Source organism: Bordetella muralis, from assembly GCF_965139205.1.
Lineage (GTDB): Bacteria > Pseudomonadota > Gammaproteobacteria > Burkholderiales > Burkholderiaceae_B > Bordetella_A > Bordetella_A muralis.
Map to the genome: position 1 here is coordinate 661,891 of NZ_CBCSIU010000001.1, position 16,872 is coordinate 678,762.

16 protein-coding genes and 1 tRNA gene are annotated in these 16,872 nt (G+C 59.2%); 12 read left to right on the top strand and 5 right to left on the bottom strand.

Annotated elements, in window-relative coordinates; genetic code table 11:
- Window positions 1-48 precede the first annotated feature (48 nt).
- From ACNA0I_RS03045 to apbC, 3 genes are read right to left on the bottom strand one after another with little or no spacing between them, the layout of a single operon-like run.
- A complete protein-coding gene (locus ACNA0I_RS03045; RefSeq protein WP_415804573.1) occupies window positions 49-732 on the bottom strand; it encodes a DUF3306 domain-containing protein in 684 nt (227 codons plus the stop codon).
- Window positions 729-1,289: a DUF3305 domain-containing protein gene (locus ACNA0I_RS03050; protein WP_415804574.1), complete on the bottom strand. Its 561-nt coding sequence runs from the start codon at window positions 1,287-1,289 to the stop codon at window positions 729-731. Before ACNA0I_RS03050 ends, ACNA0I_RS03045 begins: the two co-directional genes overlap by 4 nt.
- Before the next feature lie 10 nt (window positions 1,290-1,299).
- Complete coding sequence (gene apbC, locus ACNA0I_RS03055) at window positions 1,300-2,388, bottom strand: iron-sulfur cluster carrier protein ApbC (RefSeq protein WP_415804575.1); 1,089 nt, start codon at window positions 2,386-2,388, stop codon at window positions 1,300-1,302.
- A 242-nt stretch (window positions 2,389-2,630) separates the two neighbouring features.
- Here apbC and mobA point away from each other — a divergent pair, with 242 nt between their 5' ends.
- The 10 genes from mobA (at window position 2,631) to ACNA0I_RS03105 (ending at window position 14,350) form a co-directional block, all read left to right on the top strand.
- Window positions 2,631-3,221 carry a molybdenum cofactor guanylyltransferase MobA gene (mobA, locus tag ACNA0I_RS03060; RefSeq protein ID WP_415804576.1) on the top strand — a complete coding sequence of 197 codons (591 nt, stop codon included), beginning with the start codon at window positions 2,631-2,633 and terminating at the stop codon, window positions 3,219-3,221.
- Window positions 3,221-4,513 carry a molybdopterin molybdotransferase MoeA gene (gene moeA, locus ACNA0I_RS03065; RefSeq protein WP_415804577.1) on the top strand — a complete coding sequence of 431 codons (1,293 nt, stop codon included), beginning with the start codon at window positions 3,221-3,223 and terminating at the stop codon, window positions 4,511-4,513. Before mobA ends, moeA begins: the two co-directional genes overlap by 1 nt.
- Before the next feature lie 38 nt (window positions 4,514-4,551).
- Window positions 4,552-5,094, top strand: a complete 543-nt coding sequence (mobB, locus tag ACNA0I_RS03070; protein ID WP_415804578.1) for a molybdopterin-guanine dinucleotide biosynthesis protein B — start codon at window positions 4,552-4,554, stop codon at window positions 5,092-5,094.
- A gap of 137 nt (window positions 5,095-5,231) precedes the next feature.
- Window positions 5,232-5,993 carry an NAD(+) diphosphatase gene (gene nudC / locus ACNA0I_RS03075; RefSeq protein WP_415804579.1) on the top strand — a complete coding sequence of 254 codons (762 nt, stop codon included), beginning with the start codon at window positions 5,232-5,234 and terminating at the stop codon, window positions 5,991-5,993.
- Between the two features lie 59 nt (window positions 5,994-6,052).
- The gene (locus ACNA0I_RS03080; protein ID WP_415804580.1) at window positions 6,053-7,948 is read left to right on the top strand and encodes an LTA synthase family protein; all 1,896 of its coding nucleotides are present in this window, start codon (window positions 6,053-6,055) and stop codon (window positions 7,946-7,948) included.
- A 351-nt stretch (window positions 7,949-8,299) separates the two neighbouring features.
- Window positions 8,300-9,565, top strand: a complete 1,266-nt coding sequence (locus ACNA0I_RS03085) for an HlyD family secretion protein (RefSeq protein ID WP_415804581.1) — start codon at window positions 8,300-8,302, stop codon at window positions 9,563-9,565.
- Window positions 9,565-11,703 carry a peptidase domain-containing ABC transporter gene (locus ACNA0I_RS03090; protein ID WP_415804582.1) on the top strand — a complete coding sequence of 713 codons (2,139 nt, stop codon included), beginning with the start codon at window positions 9,565-9,567 and terminating at the stop codon, window positions 11,701-11,703. The genes ACNA0I_RS03085 and ACNA0I_RS03090 overlap by 1 nt, the downstream gene beginning before the upstream one ends.
- Entirely contained in the window at window positions 11,669-13,141 is a 1,473-nt protein-coding gene (locus ACNA0I_RS03095) for a TolC family protein (protein WP_415804583.1), read from the top strand. Before ACNA0I_RS03090 ends, ACNA0I_RS03095 begins: the two co-directional genes overlap by 35 nt.
- Window positions 13,142-13,533: 392 nt before the next feature.
- Window positions 13,534-13,941, top strand: a complete 408-nt coding sequence (locus ACNA0I_RS03100) for a hypothetical protein (RefSeq protein WP_415804584.1) — start codon at window positions 13,534-13,536, stop codon at window positions 13,939-13,941.
- 64 nt (window positions 13,942-14,005) lie between these two features.
- Entirely contained in the window at window positions 14,006-14,350 is a 345-nt protein-coding gene (locus ACNA0I_RS03105) for a hypothetical protein (protein WP_415804585.1), read from the top strand.
- A 535-nt stretch (window positions 14,351-14,885) separates the two neighbouring features.
- Here the strand turns inward: ACNA0I_RS03105 and ACNA0I_RS03110 are convergent.
- A tRNA-Pro gene (locus tag ACNA0I_RS03110) sits at window positions 14,886-14,962 on the bottom strand.
- 22 nt (window positions 14,963-14,984) lie between these two features.
- Window positions 14,985-15,950 carry an octaprenyl diphosphate synthase gene (gene ispB / locus ACNA0I_RS03115; protein WP_415804586.1) on the bottom strand — a complete coding sequence of 322 codons (966 nt, stop codon included), beginning with the start codon at window positions 15,948-15,950 and terminating at the stop codon, window positions 14,985-14,987.
- Window positions 15,951-16,232: 282 nt separating this feature from the next.
- On the opposite strand from ispB, the gene rplU reads away from it, so the two are divergent.
- Both rplU and rpmA read left to right on the top strand, forming a co-directional pair.
- Window positions 16,233-16,544 carry a 50S ribosomal protein L21 gene (gene rplU / locus ACNA0I_RS03120; RefSeq protein WP_094819592.1) on the top strand — a complete coding sequence of 104 codons (312 nt, stop codon included), beginning with the start codon at window positions 16,233-16,235 and terminating at the stop codon, window positions 16,542-16,544.
- A gap of 40 nt (window positions 16,545-16,584) precedes the next feature.
- Window positions 16,585-16,845, top strand: coding sequence for a 50S ribosomal protein L27 (gene rpmA / locus ACNA0I_RS03125; protein ID WP_415804587.1), 261 nt, complete (start codon window positions 16,585-16,587; stop codon window positions 16,843-16,845).
- The last annotated feature ends 27 nt before the right edge of the window (window positions 16,846-16,872 follow it).

Below are 16,872 nucleotides of genomic sequence, written 5' to 3' on the forward strand. Positions count from 1 at the left end.
GGAGTTTACGCTGACGCGATGCGGAAAAAGAACCGAGACGCATTCATGTCATGACGTCGATGATTTGACGGCTCGAATTGATTCGGCCGTTGCCTGTGCTGCTGGGTCTGCTTCAGATGCCACCTCTCCACGCTCTGCCTCGCGCTCATCCTCCGTCTCGGCCTGACCCGTTGCGTGCCTGGGCTCACTGTCCGCCGCATTCGGGTCTGCCTCCCCGCCCTCGGCGATGGGGCTTTCGCTATCCTCCACGGCGGCTTCAAACATCTTCAGCGCCTGCGCACTCACCAAGCGCCGCAACATGGGCGCCGGCAACGGCTCCAGGTTCGAATAGTCATCGATATAGATGTCCAGGCCGTCCATCACGTTGTAATGAGGATCGGAAAACAGTTTTTTCAAAGCGGCGTTTTTGACCTCAGGCGCGACCTGCCGCGTCATGAATGGTGCAAAATCCGAATCCCGGGTCAGTGCCTGCACGTCCTGCAGCGTCAACGGCGGCTCCTCGCTCCCGGCGTCACGGTTGCCCGTTTCCGACACGGCCTCTGCAGGCGAGGCCGCAGATGTCCGCTGCGAAAATTCGCCGCTAGCGGGATCCTTTGCCGCAACCTCACCCTCAGCAGCTTGCGCCGCAGGCGCGTGCTGCTGGGGGTCCTCGTCCGGGGTTCCTCCCTCGCGGGCCTCGATCTTGCGTCTGGACCAGCGATGCAGAAAACCGCTTCGATCGTCCGTCGTCATGACGAACCCTCACCGCGGAACTTCTTTAGCGTCGACACCGAAGCAGGGTTACCAAAACGGTCCTGCAGTGATTGGAAACTAGCCGGACGCTTGCGCCGTTTAGGTTCGGGCACATAATGCGCGGCAATAAAGGCATTCATCCATTGCACCACCGACGGCGGCGCGGGCACCTGCTCCACCGTTTCCTGAGCATCCAGCCAGCGGCCCGCATCGTGGTAGCTCAGCGTCACAATTTCGGGCCGGGCCTGGGGCTCGCCGCCATCTTCGGCGTCATGCATACGCCACAGCACAAACCAGCATGGCGCCGCCGTCGTTGCGTTCAACACATAGCCTTCGGCGTCGTCTTTGAACAAGCGCACCGTATATCCGGGGTGCAGCCAGCGCTCTTGGGTATCGTCCTTATATAAAAGACGTGCCGTCGGCCCGAATGCCGTTTCGTTGACGACCACATCATCCAGCACCCAGCGCCATTCCTGCCAGCGGCTCATGGGGCCGATGATGCGCTCCTTGCGCATCACCACCGCTACATCCAGACTGAGAGGCAAGGAATCGCTCATGACGCTTTACCTACTTCGCTCGACTGACCGAAATCGCCGACAGCTTCGAAGAATGGTCTTTGGCCATGCCAGCCACCGACACCGCCACGTGGCGCGCAACGGACTTGTACAAACCCGCGACCTCGCCATCCGGATCCGCGATCACAGAAGGCTGGCCCCCGTCGGCCTGCAGACGGATATTGATGTCCAAGGGCAAGGCGCCCAAATACGGTAACTGATAATCGGCCGCCATCTTCTGGCCTCCACCCGACCCGAAAATATGTTCGGCATGGCCGCACTGGCTACAGACGTGAACCGCCATGTTTTCGATCACGCCCAGGATCGGCACCCCGACCTTTTCGAACATTTTGACGCCCTTGCGCGCATCCAGCAAGGCAATGTCCTGAGGCGTCGTGACGATGACAGCACCGGTCACCGGGACTTTCTGGCTCAGCGACAGGTGAATGTCACCCGTGCCCGGTGGCATGTCCACCACCAGATAATCCAGATCTTTCCAGTTTGTCTGGCGCAATAATTGCTCCAATGCCTGCACCGCCATCGGGCCACGCCAGATCATGGCCTCGTCGGCATCGACCAAAAAGCCGATAGACATCACCTGCACCCCGTAGTTTTCCAGGGGCTCCATCGTGTTGCCGTCTTCGCTCTGCGGGCGCGCGTTGATGCCCATCATCATGGATTGGCTGGGGCCATAGATATCCGCATCCAGAATCCCGACCCGGGCGCCTTCGGCCGCCAGCGCCAGCGCCAGATTCACGGCCGTGGTGCTCTTGCCCACGCCGCCTTTGCCTGACGCCACCGCAATGACGTTTTTGATGTTGGGCAGCAATGCCACCCCGCGCTGTGCTGCATGCGCCACAATCACTGAACGCAGATTGATGGACACATTGCCCACACCCGGCAGCGATTTCGCTGCCGCAATCAATGCGCTGCGTAACGCCGGGACCTGGCTCTTGGCCGGATAACCCAGTTCCACATCGAACGCCACATCGGCGCCATCAATCTGAAGGTTTTTCACCGCCTTGGCGTCGGCCAAGGGCTTGCCCGTGTTGGGATCAATGACGGCCTGCAGGGCCTGAAGCAAAGTATCGGAAGTGACCATGAAGGGTCTGTCTCTGAAATCAGCGAAAGAGAAAGGAGTCGTTAATAAAGACGACGAAGGCCGCGCCTTTGGTTTGCTGCCCCCGGCGGGAGCGATTTCGCGCCAAAGCGGCTAGGCGGCTACCTTCGGGCATGTTAGCAGAGCGGCAGTTGGGTCTAGCGCCTGTTCGGCCCGCGCAATGAGGCTGGTCTATACTGGCCGCCATTGCGCGGCGCTATGCGCGGCGCGTTTTATCGCGTGCCATGATCCATACTAACGATATTACGGGCCTCATCCTCGCGGGTGGAAGGGGCAGCCGCATGGGCGGCGTAGACAAAGGACTGCAGAACTACCAAGGCATGCCCATGGCCTTGCATGCGTTGATGCGTCTCGCACCTCAGGTCGGCGACACCATGATCAACGCCAACCGCAATCTGGGCGCCTACGAGGCCATGGGGGTCGCCGTCTGGCCAGACAACCTGCCGGACTTTGCCGGCCCCCTGGCGGGATTGGCTGCCGGACTGGAGCGCTGCGAAACCTCTTACCTGGTCACGGTGCCGTGCGACTGTCCCCGGTTTCCGCTCGATCTGGTGCAACGTCTGGCCCAAGCGCTCACCGAACAAGACGCCGACATCGCCATGGCCGCCACGCAACAAGATGGCAAGTTACGTACCCAGCCCGTTTTCTGCCTGATGAAAACGTCGCTGCTATCCAGTTTGCTGGAGTTTTTACATAGCGGCCAGCGCAAAATCGACGTCTGGACGGCTCAACACCGCTGCATCGACGTAACCTTCGAAGATGCGCAGGCCTTTGCCGGTGCCAACACTCTGGCCGAATTGCAACAACTGTCCTGATGACTCGTCCCCTGCCCCCCAGTCTGGCCTCCATCGTTTCCTGTATCAGCGGCTACGACCCCAATGCCCTGCCGATTCCGCAGGCCCGCGCCTTTATTGACCAACTGGTGCCGCGCCTGAACACGGTGGAAATGCTGCCGTTGCGTTCGGCGCTGGGACGCGTGCTGGCACGCGATATCGTGTCGCATCTGAATGTTCCGGCGCACGACAATTCGGCCATGGATGGCTACGCATTCGCCGGCAGCGAGTTGACAGACGATACTGACACGGTGTTGCAAGTGACCGGCGCCCTGCTGGCAGGAGACCCCTCCGGCCGCTCCGTCGGCGCAGGCCAGTGCGTACGCATCATGACCGGCGCCGTCATGCCCGCCGGTCTGGACACCGTCGTCCCTCAGGAATTCGTCAAGCAGGATGGCGATCGGATCATCGTTCCCGCAAATGTCTTGCGCGCTGGAGACAACCGGCGCTTGGCCGGCGAAGACCTGGCCATCGGCGACAGCGCGCTGACGGCCGGCCGCGTACTACGTCCCGCCGACATTGGCCTGCTGGCCTCATTGGGCCAAGCTGAAGTCCCGGTACAAAGACGGCTGCGCGTCGCCTTTTTCTCTACCGGCAACGAATTACGCTCTATTGGCGAAACGCTGGACGAAGGCTGCGTATACGACAGCAACCGCTATACCTTGTGGAGCATGTTGCAGCGGCTAGGCGTCGAGATCCTGGATCTGGGCGTCGTACGCGATGACCCGCGGGCGCTCGCGGCCGCCTTCAGCGCCGCGGCCGCCAACGCGGATGCCGTCATCACCTCGGGCGGCGTCAGCGTCGGCGAAGCCGACCACACCAAGACCGTCATGGCCGAACTGGGCGATGTGCTGTTCTGGCGGATCGCCATGCGTCCGGGCCGGCCCATGGCCATCGGCCGTATCCGCGCCGACCACGGCGACGCCATTCTGTTTGGTTTGCCGGGGAATCCGGTTGCCGTCATGGTGACGTTCTACGCCCTGGTGCGTGATGCGTTGTTGACCATGTCGGGCGCCACATCGAATACGCTCCCCTTGCTGCGCTGCACGGCCGCACAACCCATTCGGAAAAAACCGGGCCGCACGGAATATCAACGCGCCATCGTGACCCCGGCGGCGGGCGGCGGGTGGCAAGCCAGCGTCACCGGTTCCCAAGGCTCGGGCATTTTGCGCAGTATGAGCGAGGCCAACGGTCTGATGGTATTGCACCACGACCAAGGCAACGTCGCTGCCGGCGATCTCGTCGACGTGCTGCCCTTTGACGGCCTGATTTAAGCCGTTTCCAGACCTGATTCCCTGTGACGAATCCCCAAATGACAAGAATTATCGGTTTTGCCGGATGGAGCGGTGCGGGCAAGACCTCGTTACTGACCAAACTGATCCCCTGCTTGAAAGCCCGGGGCCATAGCGTCTCTACGGTCAAACATGCCCACCACGCGTTCGACATCGACACCCCTGGCAAGGACTCGTTTCTGCACCGCGCATCCGGTGCAACGGAAGTCCTGGTCGCCTCGTCCGCCCGCTGGGCGCTGATGCATGAGCTGCGTGGTGCACCCGAACCCGAGTTGGGGGAGTTGCTCAGCGCCATGAGTGCCGTCGACTTCATTCTCGTCGAGGGATTCAAGCGCAACGCACACATCAAGATCGAAGTCCACCGCCGGTTGAACAACAAGCCCTGGCTCTACCCTGACGACCCAAGTATCGGCGCCATCGCCAGCGATACGGACTCGAGCGAACATCCCTTGCCACACGTCGCGCTGGATGACATCGAAGCCGTCGCGGACTTGGTCGAAACCCTGGCCTGGCCACTGGACATCGCGATCGCCCGCCTGACTCAGCGAGGAAATGCCGCCTGAACGCCGAGCAGGCCAGGGCGTCGCTCACCCCTCCCCCAGGGGCCAAGGAACCTTGGGGCGGCCCGGCGCTTCCTTGGGACCCATTCCCGCAGTACAGTAGCGGCTGCAAAATCGCCTGTGGGCGTCAAGGAAGCATCTTGAATTTCATTTTCCGAGGCAACGAACTTTTAGTCCAAGAGACCGGCCTTGAACTCCCTGATGCCGCGGTCTGCGCTGCACTCAGCCTGCAACCCGAACGCTTGCAGCAAGTGTGGCTGGACAACCCGCACATCCGCACCACCCACGTCCCGCTGACGACCGAGCCGCCTGCTGGCTACGCTTTCCTCAAGCTGCGTGCGCTATTCAGCGAATTGGGCGATCGCACCGCACTGGCCGGCCGCGCCTTCCAGATTGCAGAATGGGCGCGCACCCACCGGTATTGCGGTGTCTGCGCAACCCCGATGCAGCCGGTCGGGCACGAGCTCTGCATGCGCTGCCCTTCTTGTGGGATGTCTGCGTATCCTCGCATTTCCCCCGCCATGATGGTGCTGGTGCGCAAGGGCGACAGCATCCTGCTGGCACGCCACGCGACCTATGCGACGGCGCGCCACACCGCATTGGCAGGCTTTGTCGAGGCAGGAGAAAGCATCGAGGACGCCATCCATCGTGAAGTCTACGAAGAGGTCGGCCTTCGAGTGACCGACCTGCGCTACTTCGGCAGCCAATCTTGGCCCTTCCCCCATTCCCTGATGATTGCCTTCACCGCCGAATATGTAGAGGGCGAGATCCGAGTACAAGAAGACGAAATCGCGGAGGCTCATTGGTACGGCCCTGGCGACACGCTGCCCGATATTCCTATGCGCGAATCCATTGCCGGCCGCCTGGTCCGCGCCAATCTACCCGCCGGTACGAGCTCCTGATACCCTTGCCGCACGCCTGCGGCGCCTGACTATCAGTGCCGCAGGCAGCGGAATCTCTCATGCGACATTCCACTCTTCTATTCATCATCGCCGCCTTCGTGCTGCTCGTTGTCAGCCGGTTGGCGTTGGCTGCCTGGCAATGGCGCCGCGTCACCAAGGCCGGCGGCTTGCGCCCCTTGCTACTGGGCGGGCTACGCATCGACACGAATCAGATCGCCGTCCTGGTCGCGCTGCCTGCGGTGCTTTCGCCGTTATTCGCCCACTTGCCGGCCGCTGCGACCGCAACGGGGATCTGGCTCCAGGTATGCTGGATCCTGCTGGGCTTTCTGGAGGTCGCCACGCCGGCCTTCATCATGGAATACGACACGCGCCCCAATCGCCTTTTCGTGGAATACCTGAAGCATCCGCGAGAGGTCTCCGGCATGCTGTGGCGCGGCTACAAACTGGAGCTGGCAGGCGCATTGGTCGCAGTCATCGTGCTACTGGCCATTGGCCATGCCCTGTTCGGCGATCCTCAAGTCGAAGCCCGCTGGTCCTGGTGGCAAATGGCGCTGGGCAGCCTGGTCATCCTCGCTGCCGTCATTCTCGCCATACGAGGCACCCTGGGACACCGGCCGATCAATCCTTCGACCGTGGCGTACAGCAACGACGGCCTGCTCAATACGCTGGCTTTGAACTCGCTCTATAACGTGCTCTATGCCATCTACAGCATGAAACACGAAAAATCCGCGGCGGCCGTCTACGGACGAATGCCGGGCGAGCGCATGCAAGAAATTGTCCTATCCAGCGCAGGGCTGCCCCATCCCCCGGCGCTGCAAACGCACCCCAGCGTACACCTGCAAACCCCTACACACACACGCGCCCGTCCTGCCAATATCGTCATCATTCTCGAAGAAAGCCTGGGAGCCCAGTACAGCGCTGCATTGGGCGGCGACAAAGATCTCACACCGCATCTGGACGCGCTGGCACGCGAAGGCTGGGCCTTCACGCGCACCTATGCCACCGGCACGCGATCAGTACGCGGCCTCGAGGCTGTCACGGCGGGCTTTCTTCCCACCCCGGCGCAGGCCGTCCTGAAACTGCCGGCCGCGCAACGCGGATTCTTTACCTTGGCCGACGTGCTGGGCCGCCACGGCTATCACTCTCGTTTCATCTACGGCGGCGAGTCGCACTTCGACAACATGAAGGGCTTTTTCCTGGGAAATGGCTTTGACGAAATCATTGACCTCCCTGACTTCAAGAACCCCGCATTCGTCGGCACATGGGGAGCATCAGACGAAGACATGTTCACCCAGTTAGATGCGCGACTACGCGCCGACACCGACAATAACCAGCCGTCGTTCACGCTGGCATTCAGCGTATCCAACCACTCCCCATGGGAATATCCTGCCGGGCGCATCACAGTCGATGGCAACCCTGCCACCGTTGAAAACACCGTGCGCTACGCGGATTGGGCGATAGGACAGTTCTTCGAACGCGCACGCCAAGCCCCCTACTGGGACAACACTATTTTCCTGGTGGTCGCCGATCACGACTCGCGCGTGTTTGGTGACACCCTGGTGCCCGTACGCCACTTTCATATCCCCGCCGTCATTCTGGGAGGTGGCATCGAGGCGCGGCGCGACGAGGGCATCATCAGCCAGATCGATCTGCCGCCCACGCTGCTGTCACTCGCTGGCGTCGCCTGCACGCACCCGATGCTCGGCCATGACCTGACGCGCAGCGCGCCGAATCGCGCCATCATGCAATATGAAAACCACTACGGTTATCTAAAGGGCGACGATCTGCTGGTGCTCCTGCCGGGCAAGGCCCCTGTGCAATTCCGCTATGGCGTGCCAGAGACCTTTACCCCGACGGACACCAACGCCGCACTCGCCGAAGAAGCCCTGGCGCACGCCCTCTGGCCCAGCTGGGCCTACCGCGAAGAACGCTATTGCGTTCCCACTGAAGCCTGAGCCTTCCCAACTGCTACTTGCCGTAGCGTTCTTTGCAACGACAGTGTCGAGATTCTTATGTCTCGCACTGTCGTGCCATCGCACACGCCATCATGACGATTTCCTTATCGGAATCGTCTGATATCGCTGCTCAAACTTCTCATTGTCATTTCGTCCTGCAGCCGTCTCTCTAGAATGGCCTGCAGGATGCGTGTCGGCTCAATTTCCCGCGCTTTCTGTTGACGCATGCACACGCTTCGATGTCGTGCGCGGCGTACGGCTGCGCGGCGCACGTCGCCCGCTCCATGCGGATGAGACTCCTGCAGTCTCTGACAGCGCCACCCCGATCAACGTCATCAACTCTTTATCGCCATGTTTCGCAAAGCCGCGCTCGACGCCACCACATCGCATCCGCTGGGAACCGTCATTGCCTTGCGGCCGCTATCTACTTCGCTATTGGTCGGCCTATTTGCGATATTCGGCTTGAGCCTGGTGCTGTTCTTCTGCTTTGGTTCCTATACCAAACGTGTCAAAGTCTACGGACAGCTCATCCCCGCTAACGGCTTGGTCAAAGTCTACGCTCCCCAGACGGGGGTCATCATCGCCAAGCACGTCGCCGAAGGCGCGGTGGTCCACAAGGGCGACCAATTACTTACCATCTCCAGCGAACGCTACACCCAAACCGGCACCGCCACGCAGGAAACCATCAGCAGCCGCATGCAGCGCCGCCTCGATCTCCTGCAACACGAGCGGGACAAGCTCGACACCATCCACCGAGAGGAATCCGCTACGCTGGCTCACACCATCGCCACGCTCTCGCAAACGCTGGATCGCATCGACAAACAGATCTGGCTGCAACGCAAGCGCGTGGCCCTCGCGCAAGACAGCTCGCATCGATACGAAATGCTGTCGTCCGAAAGCTACGTCTCGCGTGATCAACTCCAGGAAAAACAAGCCATCTACCTAGAACAACAGACCAGGCTTGCCGATCTGACCCAACAACGCGCGGAAACCGTCAAAGAACTGACCAGACACGAAAGCGAACAACGCACGCTGCCGTTAAGACAACAGGCAGCCGCCACGCAAATCGAACGCGAGATTCTCGCCATCACGCAAGACCTCGCCGAAAGCGAAGCCAAACGCCATCTCGTCATACTCGCCCCTGAAACCGGCCAGGTCAGCAGTCTCCTTGCCGAGATCGGACAGCACGCCGAACCGAACAAGGCCCTACTCAGTCTGGTTCCCCAGCACACCGAGTTGATTGCGGACATCTATATCAAAAACAAAGACATCGGTTTCACACGTGTGGGCGATCGGGCGCTGATTCGCTATGCATCCTATCCCTATCAGAAATTCGGCATGCACGGCGCCAAAGTCATCTCTATTTCAACCGCCGCCGTGCCTGCAGCAGAAATCGTGAACATCTCCGGCGCCATTCCTGGCCTGGATCAAAACACGGCACAAGACTTGTACTACCGCGCCGCGCTCCGCCTGGATGCGCAACACATCCTCGCTTATGGCGATGCACGACCGTTAGCCACGGGCATGGCGCTGGAAGTCGACATCTTGCGTGAAACTCGCGCCATCTACGAATGGGTCCTAGAGCCGCTGTACAGCATCACCGGAAAGGTATCGTAATGAGTGCGTTCACACTGGCAGACCTCAAACGTCTGATGTCAGGACGTTCCACGGTGCCTGTCATCCTGCAAGCCGAAGCCGCAGAATGCGCCAACGCCTGCATTGCCATGGTAGCAAGCTACTACGGCCAACCGCTCACTGTTCATCAACTACGGCAGCGATTCCCGATCTCACTAAAGGGCGTGACCCTCCTGCAGGTCACCAATATGTGCGAGCAGCTGGGCCTGCAGTACCGTGCCGTCACCCTCGAACTCAACGACTTGGCGAAGCTGCGCACGCCTTGCATTCTGCATTGGCGATTCAATCACTTTGTCGTGCTTTGCTCGACAAACGGTCGGACTGCGGTCATTCATGACCCCTCTACGGGGCGGCGAAAGATCTCCCATACTGAACTCAACGAGGCCTTTACGGGTGTCGCACTTGAGCTCTGGCCTGCGCAAAATTTTCAGATATCGCCACCTCAGCCCCCCCTGCCGTTGCGCAAACTGGTAGGGACCGTCTTTGGGCTCAAGCGCGCGCTGCTCCAAATCATCATCCTGGCGTTAGTGCTGGAAATGCTATCGCTGGCAACACCTGTGCTCACACAATGGGTGATAGACGATGTCATTGTTTCCGCCGACACGGATCTTTTGACAACACTGCTGATCGGGTTTGCCTTGCTGCTGATCATGCAAACAGCCGTTTCCACGTTGCGCGCTTACGTCGGCATGCAATTGAGCACCAGCCTGTCATTTCAGAGCAAGAGCAATCTGTTTGCGCATTTGGTCAAACTGCCTACCGCGTTCTTTGAGCGGCGCCATATCGGCGATATCGTGTCTCGATTTGGCTCGATAGACACCATCCAGCAGACGCTCAATGCCTCCTTGATCGCGGGCATACTCGATGGGCTGATGACGATCATCACCTTGATACTGATGTGGCTTTACAGCTGGCAGCTGTCCCTCATTGCGATCGTGGCGATGGTACTGTACGGCATCATTCGGGTCGTGTCGTATCCGCCGCTAAAAGCGCGTTCGCACGATGCCATCATCAAGGGCGCACAAACGCAATCTCACTTTCTCGAAACGCTGCGCGGTATACGCACTTTACAGGTCTTTCAAAAAACCCAGGATCGCTGCGCCGCCTGGCAAACCTTGCTCGTAGATCAATTCAATGCCGGCATCAAGATCCAAAAACTCAAGCTCGTCTTCGAACAATTCAACGCTGTCATCTTCGGCCTCGAAGGGCTGATCATCCTATGGGCAGGCGCTCACCTCGTTATCTCCTGTGGCTTCAGTGTGGGTATGCTGATGGCCTTTCTCGCCTATAAGTCGCAATTCAACCAACGAGTGGGTGCGTTGATCGACAACCTATTCGAATTACGCATGTTGCGCATTCAGGGCGAACGGCTATCCGACATCGTACTCACCTCTCCCGAAGCCCCCGGGCGCGATTCACAACGTCCCGTAGACCGGATCTCTGGCACGTTGGCATTCTCCAATGTCAGTTTCCGCTATGGCGACGCGGATCCCATGGTGCTGGATCAGGCCTCATTCGAGATCGCAGAAGGGCAGTCGGTCGCCATCGTCGGTACCACGGGTGCTGGAAAATCAACGTTGCTGAAGCTCATGCTGGGCATTCTGCAACCCACGCAAGGCGAAGCGACGATCGGCGGCATTCCCTATCCCGTGCTAGGGGCACGCGGCATACGATCGATCTCGGCCTCAGTACTTCAGGACGATGTTTTGTTTGCGGGTTCCATTGCTGACAACGTCAGCTTCTTTGACCAAAACGTAGATCGTGATTGGATTGAAACCTGTTGCAGACATGCTGCCATCCATGACGAAATTGCTGCACTGCCCATGGGTTATCACACGCTGGTGGGTGACATGGGAACGGTGCTTTCCGGCGGCCAGAAACAGCGGCTATTGATTGCGCGTGCTCTTTACCATCGTCCCAAGATTCTCATTCTGGATGAGGCCACATGCCATCTCGATCTCGCGGTCGAAGCACGCGTCGTTCATATGCTGAAAACGCTCAATATCACCCGCATTGTCGTCGCCCACAGGCCCCAGACCATCGCCTCGGCAGAGCGCGTGCTGGTGCTCAGGCACGGGAGAATCCATGAGCATATCCCGTCCGTGCCACATCATGGTTAGCCTCCTGAAGCGCACGATGCAGGCGTCGCATGTACTTCTTCTGGCTGCCGGCCTGATGATGGGGGCGGACTCAGCCACTGCAACCGGGAGGTCGCTCGATCTACCGCCGCCGCTCGAGCTCAACCTTGCTCCCGACGTCTGTGAAATGCCTCCTACATTGATGGGGCTGAGCCTGCGCGACGCGGTCCAAGTTGCGCTTTGCAGAACGCCCGACGTGCACCAGGCCACCATCGCAATCGAAGAGAACGTCGCCAACCTGGATGCCGCGCGCGCCAAGTATCTGCCCACGTTGAATGCCGATGCCGACGCCAGCCGTATCGGAAAACACGTCAAGTATCCTGCTCACCCCGTGCGCAACTATGATCTCTATGCATACAGCGGCAATGCCCGTCTCGGACTCAACTGGCTGCTGTTCGACTCGGGACAGCGCCGCGCGCAATACGACAATGCGCATGCCAAACTGAGTGCCGCCTTGTACAACAAAGTGCTCGTCAATCGCGATCGGACCATCACCGTTGCCGACAGCTATTACAAAGCCCGCAGCGCTACAGCCAGCGCCACGGCTGCCCGCGAAGCCGCCGCGCGCGCCGAGAAAAATTTCCATGCCACGCAACGCCTGCGTGAGGGCGGTGTCGGCTCCATTGCCGACGAGCTTCTCGCTAAAGTCGCGTGGCAACGCCACCTCGTCGACAGCGAGACCAAAGCCACGGCAGCCGAGATCACCAAGATCGCTCTCATCACCGCGATAGGTCTACCCAGCCAGACTCACCTCAGTCTCGCTGCCACGAATAACGCGGCCACAGCAATTGCCGCCGAAGCGCCCGCAGTGACTCGCTCCACCGTCAACGAACACATCACCTCCGCCATTCGCAATCATCCGCGACTCGCTGCCGCACGCGCCAATACACTGGCTTCCGAGGCAGAAACCCAAGCCATTGCAGCCCAGCACCTGCCCAAGATCAGCTTGCAAGCCGATCGCCACCTCGGCATCACCCCTCCAGCCAACGCCGTCGCCAGAGAAAACGTCAACAGCTGGTCCGTCGGCCTTACCGTGCATATTCCCATTTTCGACGGCCTCGCTACCCGCTACGCAACCGATGCTGCTCGAGCTCGAAGCCGGGCAGCCCGCGAAACCGAGCGTGCCGTCTGGCTCGAAGAAGAACTGAAGCTCCTCACGGATTTCAATCACATGACCAGCGCCGCCCAAAAAGCCGCCCTGCTCAAAGACGCAGAAACCAGTGCAGAACAAGCCTACCGCAGTGCTCAGATCCGCTATCGACAAGGCGTAGGTACCGCCGTCGAGCTCCTCAAGGCTCAAGACGAATTCGCCGGCGTTCAACAAGCCGCCATCGACGTGCACTACGAGTTACTCGCAGCGCAGTTTCGCGTCGCCGTTGCACTAGATACGCTGCCCCCAATCCATATTGACAGTCCATGACTCATGATATTTCACCCGTTCGTTATTTGGCATCGCACTTGTCACCATGCAAACACTATCGCGGCATGACCTTGCAGGGATCTCAGGCGGATTCAGCGAGCGACGCACTGACGACGCTTGGCTTTTCGCTGTGCGTACGCTGCGGGGGCACAACGTTGTGATGAGATCAGCCGAATCCCGCCACCAATATGATTACGACAGCATTCAGTTCGTTGAGCCTTTCTTCGGGGCGATAGAAGACATAGAAAACCCGCTCATGCGCCGAACATTAAAGGCGGCCATTGTGACGTTGGAAATCGCCACCACCATTGCCCTATTAGTAGATCTTGGCCAGCGGCCCCCTCCCTCCAATAGCTACGACTGTGCCGGCTGGACTAGCTGTTGAGCGTTCCTTGATAGCTTGGTCTCTTCTTTCTTGCATCATTCATTTACGCAGCACATTTACCATCACAAACAAGGATGCCATGCGCGAACTGTCATGCTCGGAGCTGCCATGCATCGCTGGCGGCATACGCTTCGACAACAACGTCATATCCGTTATAGATATGGTCAGTTCACTGGCAGGCTATGACTTTTCGACAAACGTCATGCAGACGTTGGGCCTCGTCGACGGAAGAACTCAGACAGGCGCATCCCTCGCAGCGTTTGGCGGCGGAACCATAGCCCTTTCACGATGGAATGATCCGGTTTATCACCACAGGGACCGCGTATATATAGGAATGGTTGTCAGTTTTCTCTGGGGCGTTGGCATGGGCGTTGCCGAAGGGGCTCATCCACGCCATTCCCCTGAACATCATTGAGAAGAATCGATTTCTCCTCATATGCCTCCGTCATCGCACGGTAACCTTTTCACGAAAAAACATCATGAAAGAATTGTCCTCTTTGGACCTTCAATCAGCTTGCGGCGGGTTCGTTCCCAACAGTGCGACAATGCATGCGCTGGGAGCCGTCACTTCGACAGTGGGGTATATGCTCGCCGTACAGATAAAGCGGGTCGCGGGATTCAATGTTTCTGGGACCGTAGAGGGAGTCACGGGCGCGAACGTTATCGGTGGCTTCGTCAGTCATTCAATGTGGGACGACCAAAGCCTCCCTGTTGACGACCGCATGGGTTCAGGCTTGGCAACGAACTTGCTTTGCGGTGCAAGCGTCGGTTTATTCGAAGACATCGTCAAAACCGCCATTTCTGACGCCATGCGGCAAAACTGACCTCCGGCGTTTCTGTTTTGTCAGCCACCGCTACCCATACCCTGCTCACTGAAAATACCATGCGTGAATTATCGTCTTCAGACCTTCAACTTGTTTCGGGCGGATTTGACACAGTCGGCGCAAGCGTACGCGCGTTTGGAACCGTCAATTCGGTTATCGGCTACCTGGCAGCCATACGCACACTGCAACGGTGGGGCGGCCCTGGCCATGAAACGAAAATGGGCGCCGCCAGCGCCATGCTCATCAGCAGATTTGCGACGCATTCACTCTGGGATGGTCCAGGACCTAACGCGCAAGACAGGACGTCTGCGGGCATGGCCGGATGCTTTTTGCTGGGAGCAGGGGTAGGCTTGGCCCAAGGAATCATCCAAACCGTCGCTGCGGACCTCATCAAAGCATAAGCGACAGCCACACTGCTCAGAAATCTTTCCAGAGCTGGGGCAGCCCGAAACAAAAAAAGCCGGACACTGTATCCACAGTGCCGGCTCTTGCTACAGGTGTCGGACACACCTGTAAAAATTCGACCACCAATCAGTGGTCGGGGCGAGAGGATTCGAACCTCCGACTCCTGCGTCCCGAACGCAGTACTCTACCAGGCTGAGCTACGCCCCGATTCGCTTATGCAGCGTTTTCTTCAACGATCTCGATTGACCGCGAAAGCGCAGAATTCTAACAGGGATTTCTGATAAACGGAAATCGGCAGGATATCCAGTGCCCGCCGGGCGATATCGGCCTCGGCCAAAGCGGCCTGCTGTGCCTGTTCCAGCGCGCCTGTCGCCCGGATGGCCTCGGCCACCGCCGCAAAGTCCGCATCACCCGTCTGGATCGCGTTACGAATCAGTTCGCGCTGCGCGGGCGTGCCCTGCTCCATCACCCAGATCAACGGCAGTGTAGGTTTGCCCTCGCGCAAGTCGTCTCCGACGTTTTTACCCAGGGCCTGTGCGTCACCGCTGTAGTCCAGCACGTCGTCCACCAATTGGAACGCGGTGCCGATATGGCGACCGTAGGCAGCCGCGGCGGCCTCCTGTTCGGCCGTCGCCCCTGCCAACACAGCGCCCACTTGGGCAGCCGCCTCGAACAGCTTTGCGGTCTTGTAACGCACGACCTGCAAATAGCGCTCCTGCGAGACATCGGGGTCATGGACGTTGAGCAATTGCAACACCTCGCCCTCGGCGATCACAGTGGTCGCCTCGGACAATATCTGCATGATGCGCATCGAGCCCGCCTCGACCATCATCTCGAACGAGCGCGAGTACAGATAATCGCCCACCAAAACGCTGGCCGCATTGCCGAACATGGCATTCGCCGTCTCTCGGCCCCGGCGCAAATCAGACTCATCGACCACATCGTCGTGCAATAACGTCGCCGTGTGAATGAACTCGACCACGGCCGCCAACAGATGGTGATGGTCACCCTGATAACCCAGCGCCCGCGCCATCATCAGCACCATGGCCGGCCGCATGCGTTTGCCGCCCGCGCCGATGATGTAGTCGGCAATCGTCCGGATCAGTACGACCTCCGAGTCCAAGCGTCCACGGATAACCGCGTCGACGGCCTTCATATCATCGGAAATAGGGGCGATCAGCTCAGGGAGATTCAAAACGTATCCGGCAGGTATTAAGGAGAGCCGACCCGAGGCTCTGTGATGTATCAACGCAGGCAATCGCGCTGCTGTCGGGGCCTCGCAAATTATACGAGGTATCACTCGATAGACTGACCGGCGACAGACCAAATGCCCCCCAGCCCCGAACTGCCCCCTTGAACCGGCCACCCCAATGCGCCTAAGCACCTGCCCCATAAGGAAATTTTGACTTTTCCACAACCCCGCGTTAGAATCTTTGGTTCGGTCAATACCGAAATCCCTATTTTTAAGGAATACCCCATGTACGCGGTCGTAAAAACCGGTGGCAAGCAGTATCGTGTTGCCGCTGGCGAAAAACTCAAGGTAGAACAGATACCGGCTGACATTGGGCAAGAAATCACCCTGGACCAGGTCCTGTCGGTGGGCGAAGGCGACCAACTGAAAGTTGGTACTCCGATCGTCGCTGGCGCCGTGGTCAAGGCAACGGTTCTTGCGCATGGCCGGCACGACAAGGTCAAGATCTTCAAGATGCGCCGTCGCAAGCACTATCAGAAGCACCAGGGCCACCGTCAGAACTACACCGAAATCCGCATCGAAGCCATCACGGCCTAACGATACGACTCGGTTATTGAATAGCAGGAGCTAATCAAAAATGGCACAGAAAAAGGGCGGCGGCTCTACGCGAAACGGTCGCGACTCAGAATCGAAGCGACTGGGCGTCAAGGCATTTGGCGGCCAACTCATCCCGGCTGGCTCGATCATCGTGCGCCAGCGCGGCACCCGTTTCCACCCCGGCACCAACGTCGGCATCGGCAAGGATCACACCTTGTTCGCGCTGATCGACGGCAAGGTTCAATTCGGCTTCAAAGGCGCATTGAACAAGCAGACCGTGTCGGTTGTGGCGGCCGAATAACGGTTACCGGATAACGGCAACCGTTTT